A 26,940-nucleotide genomic window follows, 5' to 3' on the forward strand; every position below is an offset into this window, starting at 1 on the left:
GACTCGTCCGCGGTCGCCTCGCCGCGTCAGGGGCTCAGCCCGCGTCGGCCGTCTCCCGGGCGCGCTCGCGCGCGGCCGGGGTGATGAAGGCCGCGGCGAGCACGAGGACCAGGACGGCGATGAGGGCCGAGCGCAGGCCGTAGTGCTCGCCGAGGAAGCCCAGGACCGGCGGGCCCACGAGGAAGGCGACGTAGCCGATGGTCGCGGCCAGGGAGACCCGCGCGGCGGCGTTCTCGCCGGAGTCGCCCGCCGCCGAGATGGCCACGGGGAAGCCGAGCGAGGCGCCCAGGCCCCACAGGATCGCGGCGCCCCCGGCCACGATCTGGTTGTCGGCGAAGACGACCAGGGCCATGCCGCCCGCGCTCACCAGGGCGCTGGCGCACAGGACCGCGGCGCGGCCGAAGCGGTCGACGAAGCGGCCGCCGATGAAGCGGCCCACGGTCATCGCGGCGGCGAAGACGGCGAAGACCCCTGATCCGAGGGCGTCGTCCAGGCCGTGCCCGTCGACCATGATCAGCGGCAGCCAGTCGTTGGCGGTGCCCTCGGCCATGGCCAGCGCGAGGATGACGCCGCCGATGAGCAGCAGCCGCGAGTCCTTCCAGACCGCGGCGCGCGGCGCGTCCTCGGCGGCGCCGGCGCCGGTCCGCCTGCCGAGGCCGGAGGGGATGGGCCGGATCGCGGCCGCCAGTGCGGCGACCACGACGGCGGCGGCGATCCACAGGTGCGCGATCACGGGGAAGGACACGGCGGTGAGGACCATCCCGGCCGTGGCGCCGACGACGGTGCCGAGGCTGAAGAAGCCGTGCATCATGGGCATCGCCGAGCGCCCGAGCCGGCGTTCGACCTCGGCGCCCTCGATGTTGAGGGAGACCTCGGCGCCGCCCATGCCGCAGCCGAACAGGCCCAGGCCGACCGCGACGGCGAGGCCGGAGCCGAAGTGCGCGCCGGTGCCGATGACCGCGGTGCCGAGCGCGATGACGAGCATCCCGGTGGCCGTGACCCTCCGGGTGCCCCAGCGGGACACGAGCGGCCCGGAGGAGAGGATGCCGGTCATCGAGCCGACGGACAGGCCGAAGAGGATGAGGCCCATCTGGGCGGTCGAGGCGCCGACGAGGTCGCGCACGTCCGGCGTCCGGGTGATCCACGAGGAGATGGTGATGCCGGGCAGGAGGAAGAGCGCGGACAGGGCGTTCCTGTGCGCGCGGACGGATGCGGTCACGGGGCCGCCTTCTGGGGAGGGCTGAACAAGTCTGTACGACCGTACACACTCGGTCGGTCGGCCTCCAGACCGCGCGGCGCCCCGGCTGTGGCAGATTGGTCACATGGGCGGAACACGGCGCGAGGTCCCCAACGACCCCGGACGCAGGGAGCGCATCCTCGACGCCGCGCTCGACGTGATCGCCGGGTCCGGGGTCCACAAGACCACCCACCGGCGCATCGCGGCCCGGGCCGGGGTCCCGCTCGGATCGCTCACCTACTACTTCTCGGGCCTGGACGACCTGCTCGCCCAGGCGTTCATCCGCCTCGCCGACACCATGTCCGCCCACTACCGGCGCACGCTCGAGGGCGCGGCCACGCGGGAGGAGGCCGAGGCCGCGGTCGTCGAGCTCGTCTGCGGGCCCGCGTACGCGACCTCGCGGGAGATGACCCTGATCTTCGAGATGTACGGGTACGCCAACCACCACCCGGAGGTCATGGCGACCGCGCGGGCCTGGCTCCACCGCAGCCGGGCGAGCCTCAGCCTGCACTTCCCCGAGGAGGTCTGCGCGGCGTTGGACGTGCTGATCGAGGGCTGGCCGATCCACCGCGTGCTGGAGGGCGCGCCGCTGGACCGCGAGCTCGTGGCCGCCGCGGTCCGGGCCCTGGTCAGCGGTCTCGGAGCGCGCTGAGGCCGTTCGCGAAGAAGTCGAGGGAACGGTCCACTTCGGCGACCTTCGGGGAGTGGTTGAGGTGGCCGTGCGTCATGCCGAGGGCCAGGTACGGCTCGACCGGGACGCCGACCTCGCGCAGCTGGCGCTCCAGGAGTTCGGCCGAGGAGCGCAGGTCGTCGTACTCGGCGGCCATGAGGAGGGCGCGCGGGAGGCCGTCGAGCCGGGCCGCGCCCGGCAGGGCGTCGGCGGGGACGTCGCTGATGCGGCCCACGTAGTTGCGGACCATCTCCTCGACGCCCTCGGCCTCGAAGCGGAACGGCAGCCCCGCCATCTCGGCGCTCAGCGCCGGGCTCGGGGCCGGGTTCGGGTAGTGCGCGAAGGGGTAGGCCAGCAGCATCGCGTCCGGGAGCCGGGGGCCGGCGTCCCTGGCGCGCAGCGTCGCCGAGAGGGCCAGGGCCGCACCGGCGCTGGCGCCGCCGATGGCGGCGGGGCCGCCCCGGGCCGGGTCCCGCTCGCACAGCCAGGTCCAGGCGGCGTGGACGTCGTCGATCGGCACGGGGTGCCGGTTGGCCCCGCTCTCGGCGAGGCGGTAGTCCACCGAGGCCACGACGACCGAGGCGCGGCGCGCCAGTTCGAGGCTGACGATGTGGCCCTCGGGCATGTCGAGGTCGCCGTGGCGGAAGCCGCCGCCGTGGGCCCACAGCAGCGCGCCGCCCGCGGGCGCCTCGGGGCGGTAGAGGCGCAGCGGGATCGGGCCGTGCGGGCCGTCGATCGACAGGTCCTCGACGGCCACGCCGGCGGCGTCCCAGTCGTCGGTGGCGCGGTACTCCAGGAGGTAGGCCTGGACGAGGGCTTCGCGCTCCTCGTCGTCGGCGGCCGCGGCGCCCGCCGCCTCCATGCCGCGGAACATCTCGGTGAAGTACTCGTCGACCGGCACGGCAGCCTCCTCGTGGCGAACGGGCCCGGCGGGCCTCACGCGTCAATGATGCCGTTTGCCGTTCCGGGGATCAACGGCGCACCTGGATCATCGCGCGGGTGCCGCTCGTGCGCCAGCCGGGCTCGTCCCGTTCGAGGTCGGCGAGGCGGGCCGGGTCGACGCCGACGGCCAGGTCCGACTTGGCGGTGCGCAGCGCGGCCACCGGGCCGGGGAAGTAGGAGGCGACGGCCTCGAAGGGGGTGGCGGCGTCCCACTCGCGGTCGCCGGTGAGCCGCCGATAGTTCAAGTCCCCCTTGAGGATCACCAGCTTCGCGGCGGCGAAGCGGCGCACGAGGCCGGGCGGGAGTTCGCGGTAGGTCGAGGGGAGCGTGTAGAAGCCGTGGGTGCGCAGGTCGAGGCGGCCGATGCGCACCGCCCGCCGCAGGCGCGCCGCGAGCGCCCCGACGGCCGGGTCGGGGTTCGCGGCCATGGTGTCGAGGGTGGCGAGCAGGTCGCGGCCGGTGGCGTCCGAGACGAAGAACGGGTCGGCCTTGAGGTGCAGCTCCACGCCGGTCGTGCCGGTCTCCAGGAGGTCGTCGATCAGGGCGAGGTCGGCGGCGAGCTCGCGGCCGGCGTTGTCGGCCACCACGATCACCGTCCGGCGCCCGGGCGCGTCGAGCAGCTCCCACACGTCGGCGCTGTGGTCGACCACCACCTCGCCGGTGCTCCCGCCTCGGCCCGCCTCGGGGTTGTCGGTGCGAAAGCCCAGGTCGGCCTGGTTGCCCCAGAGCGCGGCGTGCAGGAGCGCCTGGCGCCGCTCGGCGGGGTCGCGCGGCAGGCGGGCGTAGGCGTCGAGGTCGGCCAGGATCTCGGCCCCGTCGAGCTGCCGGTGCTTCTGCGGGGCGAAGGGGTCGACGCCGCGCCAGACGCTGGCGGCGTCGAAGTACTGGACGGCCTCGAGCACGCGGCGGTAGAAGTACGCCTCGGCCCACAGGAACGGCAGGGCGCTCCAGGGACTGCCCGCGTACGCGGCGAGCTGGTCCGCCCAGGCGCGCTCGTCGGGGCCGGGCGGCGGGGCCGCGGGCACGGTGCCGTCGAGGGACTCGGCGAGGAGCTCCTGGAGGTCGGCCCGGATGCGGGGAGGGTAGGGGTGGTCGTCGAGCAGGTTCGCGATGAGGACCGGGTGGCGCTCGTGGAAGACCGAGCGGCTGAAGGAGCCGGGCCGGTCGATTCCGATCCGCGGGGGCGGGCCGTCTGCCGAACGCTCATGGTCCACTGCCGCCGCTCCGTTCGCTCTGGGTGCAACGGCATCATCGCACTGCCGGGAACGCCGTCTCCCGCGGGTATCGAAAGAACTCTTGCGAAAGAAATCTTTTGAATGGTACGGTGCCGCCATGACCACTCCAGAGGACCCGTCCGCCGGCCTGCCGCGCCGCGAGCTGCGGGAGGCCACGGTGCTGCGGGCGCTCGCCCATCCGGTCCGGCTGCACCTCCTCGAAGAGCTCGGCGCGCTGGACCGGGCGACGGCGACCGAGCTGGCGGAGCGGCTCGGCGAATCGCCGGCGAACTGCTCCTGGCACCTGCGCCAGTTGGCGAAGCACGGCTTCATCGAGGAGGCCGGCGGGGGCGCCGGACGACAGCGCCCCTGGAAGCTGGTGGCGCAGAGCAACATCGTCACCGGCGAGGACGAGGCCGAGGGCGGGACCGAGCTGGCCGCCGCCCACGACGAGCTGCTCAATGTGGTGATCGACCGGGAGGTCGAGGCGCTGCGGGGCTGGCAGCGGGCCCGCGGCGGGGAGCCCGCCGAGTGGGTCGAGGCGGTGTTCGCCGCCCAGTCCTCCGCGATCTGGCTCACCGCGGAGGAGACGGCCGAGATCAAACGGGAGCTGCACGCCGTCTACGAGCGGCTGGTGTGGCCGCGGCTCGACCGGATGGAACCGGACCGGCGGCCGGCGGGAAGCCGCCGGGTCAGGTTCGTGGCGTGGGCGATCCCCAACGGCCCCCCGCACTCCGGCGAATGACCGGCAGACCGAACCCCGCGGGCCCGCCCCGCACCACCCTTCGATCGACAGGAGACCCGATGACACCCGAACAGACCATTGCCGCGCTCGCCGACGAGATGCTGTCGGAACTGCTCGGCGGCACGCCCGTGGGGGCGACCCTGCTGGGCTTCCACGAGTGGGACGACCGCCTCCCGGACTTCTCCGAGGCCGGCCAGGACGCCCGGGGGCGGCGGCTGACCGAGCTCGCCGCCCGCGCCGCCGCGGTCGACCCGGCCGCGCTCGGCGGCACCGACCGCGTCACCCGGGCGGTGCTCCGGGAGATGGCGCAGGGCGAATGCGACCAGCTCGCGGCCCGCGCCGTGGAGTACACCGTCACCGACACGTTCATCGCGCCCGCCGTCGAACTGCTGGTGTTCCTGCCGATGACCGAACTCGCCGAGCCGGCGCACGCCGACGGGTACCTGGAGCGGCTGAAGGGGATGCCCGGCCTCCTCGACACGATCGGGGAGCGGCACCGGGCCGGGCTGGCCGCCGGCCGCACGCCCGTGCGGGGCCTGGTCGCCGCCGCCGTCGCGCACCTGGACCAGTACCTGTCCGACCCGGGCCGCGACCCGCTCGCCCGGCCCGACCTCCCCGCGGACCTGCCGTCGCGGGACGCCTTCGCCGCCGAGCGGGACCGGCTGCTGGCCGAGGCGGTCCGGCCGGCGTACGCCCGCTACCGCGAACTGCTGGAGTCGGCGATCGCCCCGCACGCCCGCGCCGAGGAGCGGCCGGGACTGAACTGGCTGCCCGACGGCGAGGCGATGTACGCCGGGCTCGTCCGGGCCCACACCACCACCGACCGCACCCCCTCGGACCTGCACGCACTGGGCGAGGAGCTCATCGAGCAGCTGGCCGGGGAGTACGCGCGGATCGGGGAGCGCGCCCTCGGCGTGGCCGACCCCGCCGAAGTGCGCCGCCGCCTCCGCGACGACCCGGCGCTGCGATGGCCGGACGGGGACGCGCTGCTCGCCCACGCGAAGGAGAGCATCCGGCGGGCCGAGGCGGCGGCCCCGGACTGGTTCGGTACCGTGCCCGAGCAGCGGTGCGCCGTCGTGCCGGTGCCCGAGTCGGACGCCCCCGGCGCGCCCGCGGCCTACTACGTGTCGCCCGCGCTGGACGGCAGCCGCCCGGGCACCTACTTCGCCAACACCCACGACGCGGCGCAGCGCGGCCGGGCGGGCTACGAGGCGGTCGCCTTCCACGAGGCGGTGCCGGGCCACCACTTCCAGATCGCCCGCGCGCAGGAGCTCGGCGAGCTGCCGATGCTGCGGCGGGTGAACGGCTTCAACGCCTACAGCGAGGGCTGGGGCCTGTACGCCGAGCGGCTCGCCGACGAGATGGGCCTGTACTCCGACGACATCGCCCGGCTCGGGCGGCTCAGCGAGGACTCGATGCGCGCCGCCCGGCTGGTGGTCGACACCGGGCTGCACGCCCGCGGCTGGTCCCGCGACCGGGCGGTCGAGTACCTGAGGGCCCACACCGCCACCCCCGAGGTCGAGATCCAGTCGGAGGTCGACCGCTACATCGCCATGCCGGGCCAAGCGCTGGCGTACATGGTCGGCAGGCTGGAGATCGAGCGGGCCCGGGCCGCCGCGGAGCGCGCCCTGGGCGACCGGTTCGACGTCCGGGCCTTCCACGACACGGTGCTCGGCTCCGGCGGCGTCCCGCTGACCGTACTGGCCGAGCTGGTCGAGGAGTGGGCGGCCGCGCAGCGGTGAGGGCGGCTCCCGGGTCGCCGGGAGCCGCGGCCCGTCAGCCGGGCCCTATCGCCTGCGCGACCATGCCGAGGGTGGCCCAGTCGACGAGGCCGCCCTTGCGGATCTCGCCGAACGTGGCGATCTCGATCCAGGTCACCTCTCCCCCGCCGACGCCGTGCGGGCCGGGCGCGGCCGCGAGCGCGGCCAGCTCGTCGTCGGTGATCTCGGCGGCGAACAGGTGCGCGTGGTGGGCCGAGACGGTGGCGGCGACCTGGCGGCTGCCGAGGGGCCGGAGCCGGTCGGCGGCGAGCACGAGGCCGGTCTCCTCCTCGACCTCGGCGAGGGCCTGGACGGTGTCGACCGGCCCGGGGCCGCTGCCGCCGGGCGGCTCGTGGACGGCCCCGTCGGGGGTCGAGGCGGGGCTGCGGAACTCGCGCACCAGGACCACGGCGGTGTCGTCGGGGTCGGGCGCGGGCCGGTAGAGGACGGTGACGGCCGTGTCGGGCCGGGAGATGACGACCTCGTTGTCCTTGACGCGGTCCTCGGCGGCGACGTGGACGCTGACGTGCAGCGCCCAGTAGTGGACGGCCCGGACCGGGCCGACCCTGAACGTCCAGACCAGGCGCGCGGCCAGGAGCGCGTTCCCGGCCTCGCGCTGCGCGGCGAGCCAGCGCTGGAGGCTGTCGACGCGCCACAGGAAGAGCGGGACCTCCCGTTCGCCGCCGGTCCGGACCGCGCCGGTCCCGACCATGTCGAGGGCGTGGGCGACCGCGCCGCCGAGGGTGGCGGCGGTGGGGACGCCGCGGGCCTCGGCCTGGAGGAAGAGGTAGGCGTTGCCGGGCGCGGCCTCGGGGGCGCCGAGCACGGCCTTGCCGGTGCCGTGCCAGGTGCCCCACTCGATGTTGGTGGTGAACGCGGGCATGGTCGCGAGGTCGCGCGGGACCCAGAAGAGGATCACGTCGGCGAGGTGGAGGCAGCGCTCCTCCCAGGCGATCTGGCCGTCGTAGTCGGCTGCGAGCCCGCCGCGCGGCTCGGGCGAGAAGACGACGAGGACGCCGTCGCCGCGCCACCCCTCGCGCAGGAGGCCGATCGCCTCGGGGTGCCAGGAGGCGGCGTTGCCCGAGCGGGGCAGGGGCCCGGCGAGGAAGACCGCCGCGGACCAGGAGTCGGGCGGGGTCTCGTTGGCGTGCACCACGACGACGTCCTGCGGCATGAGGCGGCTCCGATCGGTCTCGGGCGGGGACTCAAGCAGTGTAAGGGTCCCTTGTGACGTTCTCAGGTCGGCAGGAGGCGCCGCACCGATCCGCGCAGGACCAGGTGGGTGCCGAGGACGGTGTGCGGCAGCTGGCCGCCCGCCCGCTGCTGGAGGGCGAGGCGGACGGCGGTGCGCCCCAGCTCCTCGTGCGGGAGGGAGACGGTGGTGAGGTCGATGTCCATCGCGGGCGGCAGGTCGTCGAAGCCGACCATCGAGACGTCGTCGGGGACGCGCAGGCCCGCTTCGAGGAGCGCCTGCCGCGCGCCCGCGGCGATCTGGTCGTTGGCGGCGAAGACCGCGGTGAAGTCCGGCGGGCCCGCCGAGAGGCGTTCCCGCATCATCCGGTACCCCTCGAAGCGCTCGAAGGTGCCGTCCACCTCGAGGCCGGGGTCGCGGTCGACGCCGTGCGCGGCCAGGGCGTCGCGGTAGCCGGCGATCCTGGCGTCGGCGGTGGTGTAGCCCTCGCGGCGGCCGAGGAAGAGGATGCGCCGGTGGCCGCTGGAGAGCAGGTGGCCGGTGGCGGCGAAGGCGCCGCCGGTGTTGTCGTACTCGATGACGATGGCGGGCGCGTCGGGGCCGAGGGACGGGCGGCCGCACAGCACGAGCCGCGAGCCGATGGAGGCGAGGGCGTGCGCGTACCGGGTCATGCGGGCCCGGTACTCGTCGTCGACGGCGACGTTGCCGACCAGGATGACCGCCTCGGGGCGCTGCTCGCGCATGAACTGGACCATGGCGAGCTCGCGTTCGGCGTCGCCGCCGGTGGTGCCGATCTGGCACAGGCGGTTGTCCTCGGCGGCCTGGGTCTGAACGCCTTGGGCCACATGGGCGTAGTGCGGGGAGATCACCGAGTTGAGGATGATCGCGATGCTCTTGCGGGTGGTGCCCTGGAGCGCCCTGGCGTGGTGGTTGGCGACGTAGTCGAGCTCCTCGACGGCCTTCATGACCTTGGCGCGGGTGGCGGGGGCGGCCGGGTAGGTGCCCGAGAGGATGCGCGAGACGGTGGCGACGGAGACGCCCGCCAGCTCGGCCACCTCGCGGATCGTGGTCTGGCGCGGGCCGTCTCCGGTCCTGGCTGCCCTCCGGGCCACGGCGTCCACCTCAATGTTGAAACGGGGGTAAAAACGGTTACTGAAACAATGATTCACCGCCGCCGCAGGGGTGTCAAGCCCCGGCGCAGCAGTGGTTCGTTCGGCCGGTTCCCTTGGGGCGCAATGAGAACAGCGCACCGAGGGGCGGCGTCGAGCCGCCCCTCGGTGCGCCGGTCACCGCGCAGGGCCGGTCACTGCTCAGAGGCGAAGAGGGTCTCGGCCTCGGTGAAGAAGAGGTCGGCGGCCTCCTCGGGGGTCATGGCGGCGTACTGGACCTGCTCGTAGATCTCCTGGTACTTCGCCTCGATCGCGCCCGCCGCCGAAGGGGGGACGGCCGGGGCGGGCTGGATGTAGTCGGCGACGGCGGCCTCGTAGTCGAGGACCAGCTGGGAGGCCTCGTCGATCTCGATGGCGTCGAGGCCCGCGGTCTTGGCGGGGATGCCGCGGTTGGTGCCGAGGATCGCGACGGCCCCGGGGTCGCCGAGGAAGAAGTCGATGAACTTCGCGCAGGCCTCGGGGCGCTCGGTGGTCGCGGAGACCACCAGCTGCATCGAGGGCTTGAGGTAGATGCCGAGGTTGGCGGGGTCGGTGGTGGGCGGGGCGCAGAGGCCGAGCTGCCCGCCCTGCTCCTGGACGGTGGGCAGGAAGCCGGAGACGGCGGTGTCCCAGCGGATCTCGGAGGCGACCGCGCCCTCGGCGATGGGGTCGGTGGCGAAGGCGGCCATCTCCTCCCCGGAGGGGACGAGGTCCTGCTCGACGAGCGGGGCGGTCATGGACCAGTACTCGACGAGCTGCTCCTTGGTGAAGCCGAGCGCGGCCGCGTCGTCGGAGTAGAAGACGCCGCCCTGCTGGCGGACCCACATCTCCATGAACAGGTAGGAGCGGGCCCAGTCCTCCCCCGCCCACAGGCCGTCGGGGAGGCTCCCCTGGAGGTCGGCGAGGAGGGCGGCGTAGTCGTCCCAGGTGTGGCCGGGCTCGGGCACGGCGACGCCGTGGGCGTCGAAGAGGTCGGCGCGGTAGATCAGGCCGAGGGTGTTGCCCGCGACGGGGACGGCGACGAGCTGGTCGTCGAGGCGGCCGCCGTCGAGGAGGCCCTCGCGGAAGCCCTCGGTGTCCACGACGCCCTCGAGGGGCAGGAGCATCCCGCTGGTGGCGAACTGGCGCAGGCGCGGGTAGTCCATCTGGAACACGTCGGGGAGGTCGCGGGAGGCCATGCGGCCGGTCAGGCCCTCCCAGTGGGCGGCGTAGTCGGCGAAGTTGGCCTGGACCTTGATGCCCTCGTTCTTGGACTCGAAGAGGGCGATGGCCTCCTTGGTGAGCTCGGCGCGGGCCTCGTCGCCCCACCACTCGAAGCTGATCTCGATCGGGTCGTCGGCGGTGCCGGCGGGGCCGTCGTCGCTGCACGCCGCGGCCGCGGCCAGGGCGGCGGCGCCGGTGGCGCCCGCCAGGAGGCTCCGGCGGCGGATCGGGGAGAGGGGCATGGTGTCTGCGCTCCTTTGCGGTGAGGGATCGGCGGCCGGGGTCGGGGACCCGGCCGCATGTACGTACTTAAATCGTTTTAACAGTTGATGGCGACACCTTAGAACGCGTTTTCCAAGACTGTCAAGCGCCATGCCGCGATCTTTCGGGAACCGAGGCCGAAGGCCTTCCCGCCCGACGGGAGTCGGGCGGGAAGGCGGGGCTCAGTAGGTGATGTTCGGCGTCTCCGGCTCGTTCATGCCCGCGCCGAGGAAGTAGTCGACGTGGTGGGACTGCATGTAGCCGTGGAGGGTCATGGCGTTGCGGTACGCCGGGTTGTGCGCCAGCGTGTACAGGCGGATGTCGGTCGGGACGTCGGTGGTGAAGACGATGAGCTCGTCGTAGGCGGCGTTGGTGTAGACGGCCTCCTCTCGCCAGTCGCCGAACAGGTCGCCGACGAGGGTGGGACCGCCCTGCGCGGCGGTCACCGCGCCGTAGTTCCAGGTGGACTCCAGGCGCGGCAGGCTGTTGGTCGGCCGCGGGTCCTCGGGGTCCCACTTCTCGATCTTGCCGGAGTTGAGCAGCTCCATCGTGGCGTCGCCGTCCCACCACAGGCCCAGCTGCGGCCACGGCTGCAACTCGGTGTCGGGTTCGGTGAGCTCGTTCGAGGCGGCGTTGTAGAGCCCGTCGAAGGACCAGACCTCCATGCCCGGGAAGTCCGGGTCGACGTCCCCGGCCATGCCGCGGCCGACGTCGCCGGTGCCGTCGAGGGCGTGCTGCCAGATCATGTCGCCGTTGTCGGCGTCGTAGTAGTACTCGCGCAGGCCGCTCGGGTTGTTCTGCTGCACGCCGTAGCCCTCCAGGCCCGGCCGGGACGGGTCCATGTCGGCGATGTGGAACCGGTCGCCGTGCACGATCCCCTCGTCGGCGAGGGAGTAGCGCAGGGTGCCGTCGCCGTTGAGCACGAAGCCGATCTCGGCGACCTCGTCCCTCCCGTCGCCGTCCACGTCGATGATGCGGGTGTTGTGGCCGTCGGGCAGGTCCTGGCCGCCGCGCAGGAACTTCCACTGCTGCGTCAGGTTCTGGCCGGACCAGTTCCAAGCGGCGATCATGAGGTTGAACGCGCCGCCGTCCTGGCGGTTCTTCATGTAGGCCACCAGGCTCGGCGTGACGCCGTCGAGGTGGCCGACGCCGAAGCGGGCGGCCAGCGGTCCGTCGGCGATGTAGTCCTGGGGAATGCTCGAGTAGTTGCGCAGCGCGCCGGTGCGGCCGTCGAGGATCGCCACCCACTGGCGGTTGTCATCGGAGTGGGTCCAGGTCTGGCCGTCGCCGAAGGTCACGCCGTCGGCGATCTTCAGCGCGACCTCGGCGTAACCGTCGGAGTTGAAGTCGTAGACGGTGACGCCGTCGTTGTGGCCGACGTCGATCGTGGCCGACCCGGGTTCGATGTTGTCCTGGTTCGTCGAGTTGGGGCCGAGGTCGACCTCCCACAGGAACTCGCCCGTGGAGGTGTACGCCTCGATCGACTGCGGGCTGGTCTGGCGGTCGATCACGTAGTCGAACTCGCCGTCCCCGTCCAGGTCGCCGGTCCACGCGAACTTGACGGCGCCGCCCGCGCGCAGCGGGATGCGGACGACCGGCTCCTCGGCGTGGTTCGCGCTCAAGGTGAACGCGCCGCTCGGGTCCTGCTCCGAGCCGCCGACGACGGGGACGACGCGGTAGGCGTTGGACTGGGAGAGGTTCGCGGTCGAATCGGTGTAGTTGGTGCCGCCGGTGAGGACCGCGCCGTTGAGCTTGACCCAGGAGCCGCCGTTCGCGGACCGGTAGACGTTGAAGCCGATGCCGGAGGGGTCGAGCCCGAGGAGGCGCCAGCTGACGAGCACGTCGTCGCCCGCGGCGCGGACGGCCACGACGCCGCGGCCGAGGTCCTCCATGGGCCTCGCGGCCTGCTGCGCCCCGTTGTCCGTCGGGGCGGCCGGGTCGTCGGGGTCCGCGTGGGCGGACGAGGCGCTGACGGCGAACGCGGCCCCGGCGGCCAGGAGGCCGGCGGCGGCTGCGATGGCCGACGATTTCGTAAACGTTTTCACTGATGCTCCAGACTTGCCGTTGAACTGGACTTTTGAATCGTTCAAACCGGTCGATCGTCCGCAAGCGCTTCACGCTGCGGAGCCCCGGCGGGCGGCGTGCGCGCCCTCTCGGTGCGGCGCGGTGCCGTCCAACGCATCTAAACATAGATGAATATAGATGACAAGGGCGTGTTCAGCAGTGATGATCTCCGAGAGGAGCACCATCACCCCATGAGATGCGGGAACCCGTTGACCGGGGATCGACTCATGGCTATATTGAAGCCCCTGGAAGTTAAAACGATTTAATCCGGAGTCGTCTCCGGACCCCTTGGAGGACCCGTGTCCGACCCATCACCGGCACTCGAACCCACTCCGTCCCTTCACGAACCGTCCCTCAACGAACCGACCGGCGGCGTCCGCCGCCGGAGCCTCCTCGCCACCGGGGCGGGCGTCGCCGCGGCGGCCGCGCTCCTCGACGGCTCCCCTGCGAGAGCGCAGACCGCGGCCGACCCCGGCCCCGACTCCGTCGAGCTCAAATGGCTCGAAGGCGCGCCCGCCGAGTCGCCCGGCTCGACCTGGGGCGTGCCCTGGGGCCAGGGCCGCTTCCCCGGCGACCAGGCCTTCAAACTCACCGGCAGCGACGGCGCCGCGGTACCGGTCCAGACCTGGCCGCTCGCCTACTGGCCGGACGGGTCCCTGAAGTGGACCGGCCACGCCATCGGCCCGCACGCGACCCAGGAGGCGTTCACGCTCGAGGCGGGCGAGGCGGCCGCGCCGGCCTTCGCCGTCTCGGTCTCCGAGTCGAAGAAGCACATCGACGTCAGCACCGGCGTGATCACCGCGCGGATCGGCAAGTCCGGGACCGACCTGGTCAAGCACGTCAAGCGCGGGGACCGGACCCTCGTCAAGGGCGGGCACCTGGTCAACATCACCCAGGAGGAGGCCCCCGATCCGGAGACCGGCTCGGTGAGCAGGGACCGGTACGTCTCGGAGATCGACGAGGTCACCGTCGAGCAGGAGGGCCCGGTGCGGGCCGTGGTCAAGGTGACCGGCAATCACCGCAAGACGAAGGGCCGCAACAAGTCCTGGCTGCCGTTCACCGTCCGCCTGTACTTCTACGCGGGCGGCGAGTCCTTCCGCATGGTGCACACGTTCGTCTACGACTCGGACGGGAACGAGGAGTTCATCGCCGGCCTCGGCGTCCGGTTCAAGGTCATGCTCACCGACGAGCTCTACGACCGGCACGTCCGGTTCGTGGGCGAAGGCCACGGGCAGCTCACCGAGGCCGTCCGCGGCATCACCGGCCTGCGCCGCGACCCGGGGGCGGCGGTGCGGGAGGCGCAGATCGCCGGGCAGGCGCTCCCGGACCCGGCCACCTGGGACCAGCGGGTGACCTCGCGCCTGCACTGGATCCCCGCGTGGGGCGACTACTCGCTCGCCCAGCTCAACTCCGAGGGCTTCGCGATCAGGAAGCGCACCAAGGAGGGCCACGGCTGGGTCCCGGCCGACCAGGGCCGCCGCGCCTCCGGCTTCGCCTACGTCGGCGGGGTCTCGGGCGGGTTCGGCTTCGGCATGAAGGACTTCTGGCAGCGCCACCCCACCGGGCTCGACATCCGCGACGCCCACACCGACGAGGCCACCGTGACGGTGTGGATGTGGTCGCCCGAGGCGCAGCCGATGGACAACCGGTTCTACCACGACGGCCTCGGCCAGGACACCTACGAGCAGCAGCTCGACGCCCTCGAGGTCACCTACGAGGACTACGAGCCCGGCTTCGGGACCCCGCACGGGGTGGCGCGGACGACCGAGCTCCAGTTCTGGGTCACCGAGGCGACCCCGAGCCGGGAGCGCCTGGGCGCCATGGCCGACGCCGTCCGGGCGCAGCCGCAGGTGATCGCCCCGACCGGGCACATGAGCGCCGCCGGAGCGTTCGGCGGCCTGTTCGGCCCGGTCGACCGGTCGAGTCCGGTCAAGGAGACGGTCGAGAACGGCCTCGACTTCTACTTCGACTACTACCGCCTCCAGCAGGAGCAGCGGCACTGGTACGGGTTCTGGGACTACGGCGACTTCATGCACTCCCAGGACGGCGACCGGAAGGTCTGGCGCTACGACGTCGGCGGCTACGCCTGGGACAACTCGGAGATCTCCCCGGACATGTGGCTGTGGCAGTACTACCTGCACACCAACCGGGCCGACGCGTTCCGCTTCTGCGAGGCGATGACCCGCAAGACCAGCGAGGTCAACGTCTACCACATCGGCGACTGGGCCGGGCTCGGCACCAGGCACGGCGTGCAGCACTGGGGCGACTCCTCGAAGCAGCTGCGCGTCTCGAACGCGAACTACCGCAGGTACTTCTACTACCTGACGGCGGACGAGCGCACCGGCGACCTGCTCCACCTCCTCTCCAAGGGCGAGGAGACGGCCCTGGTGCTCGACACCGGCCGCAAGATCCGCGACCCCGAGGCGGACCCGTGGGAGCCCGACCGGAACGCCGTGGACATCGGCTTCGGCACCTCCTGGGCGGCGCTGGCGGCGGCCTGGCTGACCGAGTGGGAGCGGCGCGGACCGGACTGGGAGTTCTGCCGGGACAAGGTCCTCGGCACGATGGAGACCATCGCGGCCCAGCCCAGCGGCTTCGCTCAGGGCTCGGCGCTGTACGACATCGACACCGGCAGGTACGCCATCGCCGAGGAGCCCGTCGTCGAGCGCTCGAACCTCTCCAACTCGTTCGGCAGGCCGGAGATCTGCGCGGAGCTGATCCAGCAGATCGACATGCCCGCGTTCGAGGAGGACTGGTTCAGGTACTCCCGCTTCTACACCGCCACCTTCGAGGAGCAGGAGGCGGAGTACGGCGGCCGGTTCTCGGACCTGTTCCTGTACGCGTACGCCCGCGCCAACGCGTTCATCTACAGCCGGACCGGCGACGAGTCCCAGGCGACGCACGCCTGGCACCGCTTCCTGAACCCGATCAAGTCCTGGGAGATCCGGACCGAGTGGCCGAAGGAGTCCGAGGCGGTGGGCGAGACGCTCAACCCGACCGACTGGTACGGGGTGGCCACCAACGAGATCGCCCAGTACGGCCAGGCCGCGATCCAGATCCTGCACCTGGCCGGGGAGTTCGCGCCCGAAGCGTAGACGGGGGACGGCCCGCGGGCCCGTGAGGGGTGTCCGCCGGCCGTCCCTGGAGGACCCTTGAGGAGGGGAAGGACGGGACCGCTCGCTTCGAGCGGTCCCGTCCCTATGCGTCGTCCGTCCTCATGAGATCTCGACCTTCACGGCCTCGATCTTCACGGCTCAGTCGCCCCAGTTCGCGGCGGCGCGGCGGCGGCGCATGACGAGCAGGGTGGTGATCCCGGCGGCGGCCACGAGCACGGCGCCCGCGACCGCGGCGGTGAGGGCCGCGCCGGTGGTCGGCAGCTGCCCGCCGCCGCCGCCGTTCCCGACCTCCTCGACCAGTTCGGCGATGCCCCAGTTGGCGTTGGTGTTCCAGGACAGGCCGGTCGGGTCGTACCAGGTGTGGACGGCGGTGCGGACGCCGTCGGTGCCGTCGTTGACCTGGAGATCCAGGCCGTGCTCGGCGCCCACGACGCCCTGGCCCTCGGCCAGCGCGACGGCGATCTCGACCCGGTAGCCGGTGTCGGTGACCGCGGCGGCGCTGGTGAGCTCGCCCGCCTCGGGTCCGTTGCCGCCCACGGAGACCACGTTGGTGAAGCTGACGCGGTACTGGCCGTCGGCCTCGTCGTAGCCGCCGGACTTGGTGTTGCCGGGGTTGAGGAAGACCTCGACGGAGTCCTGCTCCCAGGGGTTGGCGCTGGCCTCGTCGAGCTGCGGGTCGGTGACCTCGAAGAGGGCGTAGACCGCGTCCTCGTCCCACAGGAGCGAGACGTCGGCCTTGGCGCCGTCGGCGCCGCCCTCGATGGTCACCTCGGTCGCGACCGTGGCGGCCCCGTCCCAGGCGGCCTCCCTCTCGCCGTCGACCACCGGGGCGGTGTCGGCGAGGGGCACCTGGACGCGGGCGTAGTCGGGCTCCTCCTGCTCGGGGACGTCGGGCAGGCGGCTCGGGTCGACGATGCCCCAGTAGGCCCATTTGGACTGGAGGGCGTCGTCGAAGACCAGGGGGCTCTCCAGGGGCCGGTCCTCGTCGCGCAGCCAGGAGCGGGCGTCGTGCAGGCCCCAGACGGTCACGGACTCGAGCAGGTCGGCGTGCTCGCGGAACATGGCGAACAGGTCGCGGAAGTAGTGCCCCTGCTCGATGAGCCGGGCTTCGAGCTCGGGGAACTCCTCCCCCGCCCCGGGGGCGCCGATGGCGATGTCGAGTTCGGTGACCGTCTGGAGCACGCCGAGGCCGGCGAACTTCTCGATGCTGTCCTCGATCTGGTCGATCGAGGTGTTGAGGTTGATGTGGGTCTGGTGGCCGACGCCGTCGACGGGGACGCCGTCGGCGATCATGTCGGCGACCAGGTTGTAGAGGTTGTCGCGCTTGCCGGGGTTGTCGGTGCCGTAGTCGTTGATGAACAGCTTCACGTCGGTGGCGCCGACGGCGTCGAACTGCTCGCGGGCGATCCGGAAGGCCTCCGAGACGTACTCGGGCCCTTCGAAGATCTGGTACCAGCGGCTGTTGCGGTAGACCTCGGCGTTGTTGTCGCTGATGACCTCGTTGACGACGTCCCAGGCCCAGATGTCGTCGCCGTAGTGCTCGGCGAGGGCGCCGATGTGCGCCTCGAGGCGGTCGAGCATGATCTGGCGGTCTTCGCCTGCGCTGCCGAGGGGCTCGCCGGCGTTCGGGTGGCCCGCGGGGTACTGGAACCACCACTCGGGGACCTGGTCGGTGTGCCACAGGAAGGTGTGGCCCCACACCTCCATGCCGTTGGCCTGCGCGTACTCGACGAGTTCGTCGGCCGCGTCGAAGGTGAACTCGCCCTCGGTCGGCTGGATCGCGTCGGGCTTCATGTGGTTCTCGGCGGTGATGGAGTTGAAGTGCTTGCTCAGCAGCTGCGACGAGGGGTCGACGAGGTCGCGGGAGTCGACGGCGGCGCCGATGAGGAAGTCGTCGGCGAGGACGTCCTTGAGCGCGGGGATGTCCGGCTCGATGCCGGGCGGGTCGAGCTCGGTGATCGTGAAGTCGTCGATCCAGTAGGAGGCGTCCACGGTGGGCGACTCGATGTAGAAGGTGAGGCTGTCGGCGGGGCCGGTGATGCTGTACTGCCCGGTGAGCTCGGCCCAGTCGGTGCCGACGGCGGACTGGTAGACGACCGAGTCGTAGGAGGTGCCCTCGGCGGTCTCGCGCTGGACGGTGGCGGTGAGCAGCTCACCCTCGCTGCCGTCGGCGAAGCGGACGCCGACGGCGATCTCGTAGGTGCCGCCGGGGACGATGTGGTCGGTGATGTCGACCGAGGGGCCGTGCCAGTCGGCGGAGCGGCCTTCGGTGAGGAGGGCGCCGTCCTCGACGGCGAGGGTGACGGGTCCGCGCGGGACCCAGTCGCCGACCGTCCCGTCCTCGAAGTCCGAGGTGTGGACGACGGCGCCCTCGTCCTGGGCGGCGGCGGGCTGGGCGAACCCGATGGCCGCGGGCAGGAGGAGGGCGCCGGTGCCGGCGGCGAGGGCGCGCAGGCGCCGGTGCCGTTCGCGGGGTTGACGTTTCATGCTGTTGCGACTCCGTTGCGGAGGAGGGATAACGGGGTTCCGGAAGTTTCGGTGATTCTTTGAAACTTCCGAACGGGGTGGTGCCATGCTATGGGGGATATCAACGGCTGTCAATCACCGGGGTCGATGTTCTCTTTCCGCCCGCGGCGCGGCAGGCCCGGCCGGGTCGCGCTCGGCCGGGCCTTCCGTTGGGGGGCTAGGACTGCGGCGCTTCGACGTCCAGGACCCAGGTGACGCCGAAGCGGTCCTTGAGCATCCCGTACAGCGGCGCCCACGCGGACGGGCCGAGCGGCTGGACGACCTCGGCGCCCTCGGCCAGGCCCTTCCAGGCGGCGGTGATCTCGTCGGGGTCGTCGCCGCGGACCGAGACGAAGAACGGGTCCTCGCCGCGGCTCCAGGGCCGGGAGGCGGGCACGTCGTAGGCCATCACCCGGAAGCCGCCCGGGGCCGACACCTGGCCCCAGACGATGTCGGCCGCCTCGGCCGGGTCCTCGGCGGTCCCCATGTCGCCGTAGGTGATGACGGCCAGGTCGCCGCCGAATGCGGAACGGTAGAACTCCAGCGCCGCGCGGGCGTCGCCGCGGAAGTTCAGGTGCGGGGTCGTGTTCACGCTCATGTGCTGCTCCTTGCGGTCCGCCCGGCGGCCTTCGCCGGGCGCGGAACCGATGCTCGCAGCGGTAGCGGACAGGTGGTGTCCGGTACCGGTGGCAGGATGGCGGGTATGACGGGAACCTCATCGCGCGTGCTCACGCTGCTGTCGCTGCTCCAGACGCGCCGGGACTGGCCGGGCGGGCTGCTGGCGGAGCGTCTGGCGGTCTCGGAGCGGACCGTGCGGCGCGACGTCGAGCGCCTGCGCGGGCTCGGGTACCGGGTGCGGACGGTCAAGGGGCCGTACGGCGGCTACCGGCTCGAGGCGGGCGCGGACCTGCCGCCGCTGCTGTTCGACGACGAGCAGGCGGTGGCGCTGGCGATCGCGCTGCGGACGGCCTCGGGCGCCGGGATCGAGGAGGCCGCCGCCCGGGCGCTGGCGACGGTCCGCCAGGTGCTGCCCGCCCGGCTGCGCCGCCGCGTCGACGCGATCCGGGTCAGTGCGGTCCCGCAGGGCGGCGCGGGGGCCGACCCGGGGGTGCTGGCGGCCCTGAGCACGGCGGTCCAGGCCGGTGAGGAGGTCCGGTTCGACTATTCCTCTTCCGAGGACGCCGTCTCCGGCGGCGCCGTTGCCGGCGGTGCCGCTTTCGGCAAGGCGCCCTTGGGCGATGCCTCCCACGACCGCGCCTCGTCCCGGGAGCGGCGCCGGGCGCAGCCGCACCACGTCCTCACCTGGCGGGGACGCTGGTACCTGGTCGCGTGGGACCTCGACCGCGGGGACTGGCGCGTGTTCCGGGTCGACCGGATGGCGCTGCGCGCCCCGAACGGGCCGCGCTTCGCGCCGCGCGAGGTGCCCGGGGGCGACGTGCACGCGTTCGTGCGCGCCCGGTTCAAGGGCTCGGACGGGCCGGACGCCTGGCCCTGCACCGGGTCGGTGGTGCTGGCGCTGCCCGCCGCGGCGGCGCTGCCCTTCGCCGAAGACGGGACCGTGGAGGACCTGGGGCCGGGGCGGTGCCGCCTCACGATCGGCGCGTGGTCGTGGCCGGCGGTGGCCGCCGCCGTCGCCAGGTTCGACGCGGACATCGAAGCGGCGCAACCGGTCGAACTCGCCCGTGCCTTCGCGGCGCTCGCCGCCCGCTGCAACGCCGTCCGCTCCGAAAATCCTGCATGACATCACGCCATGAGTGCGGCGCCCTCGACATCGCGAACAACCGGTACGGTCCCGTTACCTTCAATCCACCGGCACAACACCGATTGCGGGCCTCTCAGGAGAACCCGACACCGGCTACAATGGGAAGACGAGACATCAGCTCTGCGTTACATCGCCACAGCCGCCCTTGCAACACGCAACACAATCCCCCCAATAGGTCGAAGCCGGCAATGCCGTCAACTATCCCTCACATCCCTCGATACCTGTTGGAGCGTGAACCATCACCATGCCCGAACCCGCAGCAACGCTCTTCTTGAGCATTGAAAAACGCTCGCCCGCAGGAGGATCGGCGGGCCGGAGAAGTGCTAGAGACAGCTCCGCCGCGCTTGAATTCGAGCTGCGATTCCTGACGCTTCTCGCGCTCGCCGGAACACAGGCCGCCGGATTGTCAGCACCGAGAATCAGCAGGTCTCCAGGTCTCGGGGAACTCATCTCACTGCTACGCGTGACGCGTGATCAGCTTCAAGAGGCCTCGGGAACCGCCGCAACCCAAATCTGGACAGCAGTGACAGAGGTACTGGAGCTTTTCGATCGGGGTATTCCCAATGACCCGAACGGGCTTCGATCTTTCAGGAACCTCCGAAACCATATCAGCCACGGAGGGCCACTCATCTCCGAGCTGTCTCCTGAGACCGAGAGGATGGTCCGAGCGACATCCGAGGCGATCCTGTCATGCCTCGACGGCGCCCTGCTCGTGGTTCGCGAGACGATGAAAGGCACCCGGTACCCCTCGATCACGTGGGCGGAGGAGGAGATCCCCCTGTGGCCCTTCATCTGCGCCCGAGGCGATGGCAACTGGCTCGTCTACGCCACCTTCAACAGTTCCGTGCCGAAGTACCACTGCTTCGGTCCCGGCGGGGTCGTCTCCAAACCCGAAGATATCGATGGGGAGACCATCAGGGCGCTGGGCTCGCTCGTCCGGGAACGCAAGGACAAGAAGAGCACCGCCCTCTCCGAGTTCATCGCCGATGTCAAGAGGGACCTCGAGGGGTTCACCGAAGACCAGGCCGAGGTTCCTGAGTACTTCGAGCATGAGGACGGATTCGGCTACCAGTGGGTCAGAGCCACCAGCGGCGGCAACGAACCCCGGGTCGACCTGTTCCGGATCGGTAGTGACAACCAACGGCAGTGGCGAGGCGAATCGGCCTGGCTCCGATACTCCAAGTACCTGCGCACCATGGCGAACTGGCAGGTCATCGCCGCTCGGATTCGCAGAGACCTCGAAAGCGCCGAGCAGCTACTGGCCGACGAAGAACAGAGTTTCCTCGACTGGGACGTCAAGACCTCGGCGGATCGGGAGGCGAGGGTCGTGGTCAGTGACTACGACGGACGCAACAAGAAGGAACAGACCTTCTCCGTGCTGATCGACGGCATCGACGAGGACCTGGAGGTCGAGAAGGGCCAGACCCAGGTGGTGTTCGTCAACGGCGAGGCGGGAATCGGTAAGACTCGGGCACTCATCAACGCCGCCAAGCGACGCGCACTCCAAGTCGAATCGGCGGCCACCGCCGAAGACGAGGACCTCCCTCTGTTCCTGTACATGCGTTCGACTGGAAACGCATTCGCCAGCCTCACGACGGCAGTCCGGTCGGCGGTGTCGGTGACGCGCAACCTCACCCAGACCACCGTTGAGGTCCTCTGCCGGAACGGGCAGATGGCGCTCCTGATCGACGGCTTCGACGAGCTTCTCGGTAGTCCCGCCTACAACGATGCCCTAGGGTCTCTCCGGCCGTGGCTCGAAACGCTGAGTGGGCGAGGTGTCCTGGTGGTCTCCGCCAGGTCTTCGTACTATCTGAACCAGTACCGGTCTAGCGTCGAACGCGCGAGCATGCTCGGACACGCCGCCGTGCGCCACCGCATCGCCGAGGTGCAGCGCTGGTCCGAGACTGAAATCCGATCGTTCCTGGCGGACTATCAAGTCCCTGTGCACCTGGTCGAGCGACTCACCGCAAGCGACCGCGAACTGCTGGGCCTGCCGTTCTTCGCCCGCGGTTTCGCCGAGATGTACCGCAAAGGAGCCGACGACCTCAATGCGGGCGTCTCACTGCCCACTTACCTGCTGCGTCAGTACATCACTCGCGAGCAGGGGAAACTGCGGCGAGGCGAGACGGTGGAGGCCGGATCACTCATCAGCCACGAGGAGCTCATGCGCACTTTCGCAATCGTAGCGGACCTCATGAGCGGCAACGACGATCGCGAAGCCGATCTCGACACCTTGGAATACGCCGCCGCAGAGGCGATCGGCGTACCGGCCGACTCCGATCTGGACCAGGCCAGGCCGATGCTGAAGAAGCGTCTTCCGGTGCTCTGCGGTCTCGACCTCCAGTCATTCGACGGCGGAGAAAAACGGTTTCGGTTCCAGCATGAGCTCTTCTACGACCAATTCCTGGCGGAGGCGGCGGCGACCAACCTCAACGAGGCGGACTTGCCTCAGTTCTACTCGATGCTGCGGAGCTCCCTGTGGCGCCGGGCCACTGTGGCCGGCGTGGTCGCCGCCTGCGGCACGGACCTCGTCATCGAAGCCGTGGAATCGTTCAACCCGAGTCAGAGAAAACCGCTCAACAAGGCCGAGACACCGATCGTCCGGGCCAACATAGGTTCGCTGTGGTCGGAGGTCATCAAGCAGACCGGACACTTCCCGACCTACCCGGTGAAGGACGCCGACTTCGCCGGAACACTGGACCTGAGCGGTGTCGAATGCTCCCACGCACAGCTGCTCAACTGCTCCATCGACAGCCTGGTCATCCCCGAATCCCCCAATTGGCGAGTGTCCCTGCAAGGCACCATTGTGAACCAGCTCGTCAGCGGCAACCCGCACCCCAGTCTGTCGGGTCTGACGGGTCTCGCCCACGCGGATCTGTCAGTCCTGCTCATCCGAACAAACCGGATGAACGAGTACTGGGAGCGCCGCTCGGAGATCTTCGACGCGCTTCGGCGCCACGGTGCGAGCGTGGTGGATGCGCCCGACGAGACCACCAGCCAGATTTCACCGAAGGTTGAGCATGCGAGGCACTTCCTCAGCGGACTCATGTTCAAGGCGGAATCCTCTGTGGTCTTGAAGAGCAACTATGAACTCGAGGACGACCGACTGCATAACCTTGTGGACAATCAGAGCGAATGGCGGGATTTCGCAAAACTACTCGAAGAGACCGAACTCGCGACGACCGAGTCGTTCTCGGCCAGTGGCAAACGAAAGATCCGGATGCGGTTCAAAGTCGGCATCAAGGCGGTTCTCAACAACGACGGGACCAACGACAAGGTCACCAAATTCTGGGACCGCCTGCGTTGAGGCCTGGATCGAGCGTTAGACGGCCTGTGCACCACAGGGACAGCTGAACGTTCGAGGCGCCAGTGTAGAGGCGGTGCCGCCTCACGATCGGCGCGTGGTCGTGGCCCAGCACCTGCTCCAGGTCAAGACCGAGCGCCGCTGGATCCACTACGCCCGCAAGCACCTTCGACACCTGTTCCCTTTCATCCCCGGCCAGTCGGGCTACCAGGAGCACGAGACGTTCAGGCGCGGCGGCCTCGGCGGCGTCCTCCAGCGGATCGAGGCGATCATCGACACGCTCGAAGACCACAACGGGAGAACACCCGAAAGGGGGTGTTCTCCTACGCCGCCTCGCGCGTCCTCGCGCTGACCGCCGCCATCTGGAACAACTGGCGCACCGACCAGCCCGTTCTCCGATCGCTCACGGCATACGACCATTAACGATCAATCATCTAGGCCCTGTCGGCGGACTTCAGGGGCGGCATCCGGGTCCATCGGTTCGGTCGGGCGGCAGGCGCTCCGGTGTCGTCTCCGGAGCGCCGACGACGCGGCGAGCGGGCCGTCGGCCGGATGCCGCTGCGCGGCGTCCGGTCCGGGCGCCGACGCGGGCCGCCGACCCGCGGCGTCCCTCAGCAGGACCAGGGACCGACCTCCGGTCACGTGACGGGGGCCTCGCGGGCCGGACTGGAATACTGTTCCGCGGCACGGGGACCGCGCTCCGAGCAAGTGCTCCCCGGCCGCCGACGAGAGGAAGGGAGTGGCGCCGAGTGCCTGACCGCGTCGACTTCAGGGTGCTGGGGCCGTTGGAAGTCCGCATCGACGGCGCCCCGGGGCCGCAGCCCTCGCCGCTGCGCCGCCGCCTGCTCGCGGCCCTGCTGGCCCAGGCCGGGCGCCAGCTCACCGTCGACCAGCTGACCGAGGTCGCCTGGTCCGGGTCCCCGCCGCCGAGCGCCGCCGGCAGCATCCAGGTGCACCTGCACCGGCTGCGCCGCGGCATCGGCGACGCCGGGCACATCGCGCGCGGCGCGGCCGGGTACCAGATCACGGTGACCGCGGACGAGTTCGACGCCATGCGCTTCACCGAACTGGCCGCCCGCGCGCGGCGCGAGCGCGAGAGCGGCCACGCGGAGGCGGCGCTCGGCAGCGTGCGCGGCGCCCTCGCCCTGTGGCGCGGCGAACCGTACGAGGGCATCGCCCGGACCGGCGTCGTCGCGGCCGCGGCCGAGCGCCTCGAGGCGCGGCACCTCGGCGCCCGGCGCGAGCTCCACGAGCTCGGCCTCGACCTGGGCCAGCACGCCGAGGTGCTCGCCTCGCTGTCCCAACTGGCCGCCGAGCACCCCTACGACGAGCACTTCGGCGCCCTGCTGATGCTCGCGCTCTACCGCGCCGGGCGCCAGACCGACGCGCTCGCGGTGTACCGCGCCAAGCGGGCGCAGATGGTCGAGCGGTTCGGCGTGGAGCCCGGGGCCGCGCTCCAGCGCATGCACGAGGCCGTGCTGCGCTCGGACGAGCGGCTGGCGGACGTCGCGACCGCGAGCCTGGGCGGGGCGTGGAGCCCGGTGCCCCGGCCCGCGGCGGCGGCCCGGCCGGCGCCCGCCGAGGTCCCCCGCGAACTGCCCCGCCCGCCGCACCCCTTCACCGGCAGGGACGCCGAGCTGCGCGCCCTCGACCGCCTGGTCGACGGCGCCGGCCCGGTGCCGCTGGCCCTGGTGACCGGCATGGGCGGGGTCGGCAAGACCGCGCTGGCCGTCAGCTGGGCGCACCGGGTCGCCGACCGGTTCCCCGACGGGCAGCTGTTCGTCGACCTGCGCGGGCACGGCGACGCCCCGCCGCTGCGGCCGATCGAGGCGCTGGCGAGGATGCTGTCCTCGCTCGGCGTGCCGCCCGCGCGCCTCCCGGTCGACGTCGACGAGGCCGCCGCCCGCTTCCGCACGCGCACCAGCGGCCTGCGCGTGCTCATCGTGCTCGACAACGCCGCCGACGCCGACCAGGTCCGGCCCCTGCTGCCGGGCGGGACCGGCTCCATGGCGGTGGCCACCAGCCGCCACCGGCTCGGGGGCCTGACGGCCTGGCACGGCGGCGCCCCGCTCACGCTCGGCCCGCTCGAGGGCCGCGACGCGCGCGACCTCCTCGTGCGGCTGCTCGACGTGCCCGATGACGCGGCCGAGGCGCTCGCCGGGCTGTGCGGGCGGCTGCCGCTGGCGCTGCGCATCGCCGCCGCCAACCTGTCCTCGGGGCCGCGGCCCGACATCGCCGCCTACATCGACCGGCTCTCGGGGGCCGACCGCCTCGCCTCGCTCCAGATCAGCGGCGACGACGCGGCCGTGCGAGCGGTCTTCGACTCCTCCTACCGCGCCATGCCCGAGGACGCGCGACGGCTGTTCCGGCTGCTGGGCGCGGTGCCGGGGCCCGACCTCACCGCCGAGGCGGCCGCGAGCCTCGCGGGCGTCTCGGCGGAGGCGACCGAGCGCGCCCTGGACCGCCTCGTCGCGGCCCACCTGGTCGAGCACCACCGCTCGGGGCGCTACCGCCTGCACGACCTGCTCGCGCTCTACGCCGCCGAACGCGCCGAGGCCGAGGACCCCCGGGCCGAGCGCGACGACGCGGTGGGGCGCCTGCTCGAGTGGTACCTGTACCGGGCCGACGCCTGCCGCGCCCGGCTGTACCCGGGCTTCTACCACCTCCCGCTGCCCGAACGCGACGGGCCGCCGATCGAACTGGACGCCGATGCGGCCGCCGCGTGGCTCGCGGCCGAGCACCGCAACCTGGTCGCGGCCGTCCTCCACGCGGCCGAGCACGGCCCGCGCCGGACGGCCTGGCGGCTCGCCGACGTCCTGCGCGGCTACATGTGGCTCGGCGTCCACGGCGACGACGGCGTGCGGACGGGCCGGGCGGCCCTCGACGCCGCTCGGGCCGAAGGGGACCTGACCGGCCAGGCCCTCGCCGCGCTCAGCCTGGTCACCGCCCTGCTGCGCTCCAACCGGTCCGGGGAGGCGATCGAGCACGGCCTGCGCGCGGTCGACATCGCCGCCGAGGCCGGCCTCCTCCCCTGCCGCGCCGCCCTCCAGCAGAACCTCGCGCACGCCTGCGCCGGCCTGGGCAGGCTCCGCGAGGCGATCGCCCACGGCGAGGCGTCGGTGCGGGCCCACCGCGAGCTCGACAGCCCCCACGGCGTGTGCAGCGCGCTGACCATGCTCGGCGTGGCCCACTGCCACCTCGGCGAGGTCGACACCGGCATCGCGCACTTCGAGGAGGCGCTCGCGGTGGCGGTCCGGGAGGGCAGCTTCACCTTCGAGCAGTCCCTGCGCGCCAACCTCGCCCTCGCCCACTACCTGCGCGGCGACCTCGTCAAGGCGCAGATCTACATGGACGCGGTACTCGCCGGGCAGGGCGACGGCGGCGGCATCGGGCACCTCAGCGGCCGGCTCACGCTGGCCGCGCGCATCCACCTCGCCTCGGGGCGCGAGGGCGAGGCGCTCGAGTGCGCCACCCGCGCCGTCGAGGGCCTGGGCGACTTCTCCGACCACCGCGTCGAGTCGAACGCGCTGTCGGCGCTGGCCGCGGTCCGCGACGCCCTCGGGGAGCACCGCGAGGCCGTCGGCCACTACGACCGCGCCCTCGAGCTGATCGGCGACGACGGCGCCTACTACCGCGTCGAGGCGGCGTGCGGGCGCGCCGCCGCCCTCCTGAAGCTCGGGGAGGCCGACCGGGCCCGCCGCGACGCGGCCGCGGCCCTGGCGACGGCCTCCGAGTGCGGGTTCGGGCTCCTCCAGGACCGCGCCCGCGGCCTCCTCGCCGCGGTCGACGCGGCCGAGCGCCGCTGACGCGGCCCCGC

16 protein-coding genes and 2 pseudogenes are annotated in these 26,940 nt (G+C 71.9%); 9 read left to right on the top strand and 9 right to left on the bottom strand.

All coding sequences use genetic code 11. The features are described 5' to 3' along the window. Nucleotides 1-34 precede the first annotated feature (34 nt). Nucleotides 35-1,219, bottom strand: a complete 1,185-nt coding sequence (locus tag LO763_RS17280) for an MFS transporter (RefSeq protein ID WP_230786578.1) — start codon at nt 1,217-1,219, stop codon at nt 35-37. A 103-nt stretch (nt 1,220-1,322) separates the two neighbouring features. Here LO763_RS17280 and LO763_RS17285 point away from each other — a divergent pair, with 103 nt between their 5' ends. Further along, the gene (locus tag LO763_RS17285) at nt 1,323-1,889 is read left to right on the top strand and encodes a TetR/AcrR family transcriptional regulator (RefSeq protein ID WP_230786580.1); all 567 of its coding nucleotides are present in this window, start codon (nt 1,323-1,325) and stop codon (nt 1,887-1,889) included. On the opposite strand, the gene LO763_RS17290 is transcribed toward LO763_RS17285, so the two are convergent. Both LO763_RS17290 and LO763_RS17300 read right to left on the bottom strand, forming a co-directional pair. Next, on the bottom strand, nt 1,867-2,808 hold the full coding sequence (locus LO763_RS17290; RefSeq protein WP_230786582.1) for an alpha/beta hydrolase: 942 nt from the start codon (nt 2,806-2,808) through the stop codon (nt 1,867-1,869). The two genes, LO763_RS17285 and LO763_RS17290, sit on opposite strands and share 23 nt — an antisense overlap. A 70-nt stretch (nt 2,809-2,878) precedes the next feature. Then, nucleotides 2,879-4,063 carry a damage-control phosphatase ARMT1 family protein gene (locus LO763_RS17300; protein ID WP_369432020.1) on the bottom strand — a complete coding sequence of 395 codons (1,185 nt, stop codon included), beginning with the start codon at nt 4,061-4,063 and terminating at the stop codon, nt 2,879-2,881. Nucleotides 4,064-4,181: 118 nt separating this feature from the next. Between LO763_RS17300 and LO763_RS17305 the strand changes: the two genes are divergently transcribed. After that, a complete protein-coding gene (locus LO763_RS17305; RefSeq protein WP_230786583.1) occupies nt 4,182-4,808 on the top strand; it encodes a winged helix-turn-helix domain-containing protein in 627 nt (208 codons plus the stop codon). Between the two features lie 59 nt (nt 4,809-4,867). Further along, nucleotides 4,868-6,550, top strand: a complete 1,683-nt coding sequence (locus LO763_RS17310) for a DUF885 domain-containing protein (protein ID WP_230786585.1) — start codon at nt 4,868-4,870, stop codon at nt 6,548-6,550. Nucleotides 6,551-6,584: 34 nt separating this feature from the next. Here the strand turns inward: LO763_RS17310 and LO763_RS17315 are convergent, their stop codons facing one another. From LO763_RS17315 to LO763_RS17330, 4 genes are all read right to left on the bottom strand, one after another. After that, entirely contained in the window at nt 6,585-7,742 is a 1,158-nt protein-coding gene (locus tag LO763_RS17315) for a nucleoside 2-deoxyribosyltransferase domain-containing protein (RefSeq protein WP_230786586.1), read from the bottom strand. Nucleotides 7,743-7,804: 62 nt separating this feature from the next. Continuing rightward, complete coding sequence (locus LO763_RS17320) at nt 7,805-8,872, bottom strand: LacI family DNA-binding transcriptional regulator (protein WP_230786588.1); 1,068 nt, start codon at nt 8,870-8,872, stop codon at nt 7,805-7,807. 191 nt (nt 8,873-9,063) lie between these two features. Next, nucleotides 9,064-10,353, bottom strand: coding sequence for an ABC transporter substrate-binding protein (locus LO763_RS17325; RefSeq protein ID WP_304608848.1), 1,290 nt, complete (start codon nt 10,351-10,353; stop codon nt 9,064-9,066). 201 nt (nt 10,354-10,554) lie between these two features. Continuing rightward, nucleotides 10,555-12,417, bottom strand: coding sequence for a rhamnogalacturonan lyase family protein (locus LO763_RS17330; RefSeq protein WP_230786589.1), 1,863 nt, complete (start codon nt 12,415-12,417; stop codon nt 10,555-10,557). A gap of 318 nt (nt 12,418-12,735) precedes the next feature. On the opposite strand from LO763_RS17330, the gene LO763_RS17335 reads away from it, so the two are divergent. Then, nucleotides 12,736-15,531, top strand: coding sequence for an exo-rhamnogalacturonan lyase family protein (locus LO763_RS17335; RefSeq protein WP_230786591.1), 2,796 nt, complete (start codon nt 12,736-12,738; stop codon nt 15,529-15,531). 159 nt (nt 15,532-15,690) lie between these two features. Here the strand turns inward: LO763_RS17335 and LO763_RS17340 are convergent, their stop codons facing one another. Continuing rightward, nucleotides 15,691-18,039, bottom strand: a complete 2,349-nt coding sequence (locus LO763_RS17340) for an endo-1,4-beta-xylanase (RefSeq protein WP_230786592.1) — start codon at nt 18,037-18,039, stop codon at nt 15,691-15,693. Nucleotides 18,040-18,235: 196 nt separating this feature from the next. Next, entirely contained in the window at nt 18,236-18,655 is a 420-nt protein-coding gene (locus tag LO763_RS17345; protein WP_230786594.1) for a VOC family protein, read from the bottom strand. Nucleotides 18,656-18,760: 105 nt separating this feature from the next. Here LO763_RS17345 and LO763_RS17350 point away from each other — a divergent pair, with 105 nt between their 5' ends. The 5 genes and pseudogenes from LO763_RS17350 (at nt 18,761) to LO763_RS17365 (ending at nt 26,929) form a co-directional block, all read left to right on the top strand. Then, nucleotides 18,761-19,798, top strand: coding sequence for a helix-turn-helix transcriptional regulator (locus LO763_RS17350; RefSeq protein WP_230786595.1), 1,038 nt, complete (start codon nt 18,761-18,763; stop codon nt 19,796-19,798). A gap of 265 nt (nt 19,799-20,063) precedes the next feature. Beyond that, nucleotides 20,064-23,126, top strand: a complete 3,063-nt coding sequence (locus LO763_RS17355; RefSeq protein ID WP_230786597.1) for an NACHT domain-containing protein — start codon at nt 20,064-20,066, stop codon at nt 23,124-23,126. A gap of 94 nt (nt 23,127-23,220) precedes the next feature. Continuing rightward, nucleotides 23,221-23,331: pseudogene (locus LO763_RS30280) on the top strand (IS982 family transposase); the annotation flags it as partial. 45 nt (nt 23,332-23,376) lie between these two features. Then, nucleotides 23,377-23,546 (top strand): annotated as a pseudogene (locus LO763_RS29955) (IS982 family transposase); the annotation flags it as partial. A gap of 326 nt (nt 23,547-23,872) precedes the next feature. Further along, nucleotides 23,873-26,929 carry an AfsR/SARP family transcriptional regulator gene (locus tag LO763_RS17365; RefSeq protein ID WP_230786600.1) on the top strand — a complete coding sequence of 1,019 codons (3,057 nt, stop codon included), beginning with the start codon at nt 23,873-23,875 and terminating at the stop codon, nt 26,927-26,929. Nucleotides 26,930-26,940: the final 11 nt, after the last annotated feature.

It is taken from the genome of Glycomyces amatae, from assembly GCF_020991375.1.
GTDB lineage: Bacteria > Actinomycetota > Actinomycetes > Mycobacteriales > Micromonosporaceae > Glycomyces > Glycomyces amatae.

Bases quoted from the DNA above. Each gene is read 5' to 3' on its own strand.
- LO763_RS17285 (WP_230786580.1), top strand. From the start codon at position 1,323: ATGGGCGGAACACGGCGCGAGGTCCCCAACGACCCCGGACGCAGGGAG.
- LO763_RS17305 (WP_230786583.1), top strand. From the start codon at position 4,182: ATGACCACTCCAGAGGACCCGTCCGCCGGCCTGCCGCGCCGCGAGCTG.
- LO763_RS17310 (WP_230786585.1), top strand. From the start codon at position 4,868: ATGACACCCGAACAGACCATTGCCGCGCTCGCCGACGAGATGCTGTCG.
- LO763_RS17315 (WP_230786586.1), bottom strand. From the start codon at position 7,742: ATGCCGCAGGACGTCGTCGTGGTGCACGCCAACGAGACCCCGCCCGAC.
- LO763_RS17325 (WP_304608848.1), bottom strand. From the start codon at position 10,353: ATGCCCCTCTCCCCGATCCGCCGCCGGAGCCTCCTGGCGGGCGCCACC.
- LO763_RS17340 (WP_230786592.1), bottom strand. From the start codon at position 18,039: ATGAAACGTCAACCCCGCGAACGGCACCGGCGCCTGCGCGCCCTCGCC.
- LO763_RS17345 (WP_230786594.1), bottom strand. From the start codon at position 18,655: ATGAGCGTGAACACGACCCCGCACCTGAACTTCCGCGGCGACGCCCGC.
- LO763_RS17350 (WP_230786595.1), top strand. From the start codon at position 18,761: ATGACGGGAACCTCATCGCGCGTGCTCACGCTGCTGTCGCTGCTCCAG.
- LO763_RS17355 (WP_230786597.1), top strand. From the start codon at position 20,064: ATGCCCGAACCCGCAGCAACGCTCTTCTTGAGCATTGAAAAACGCTCG.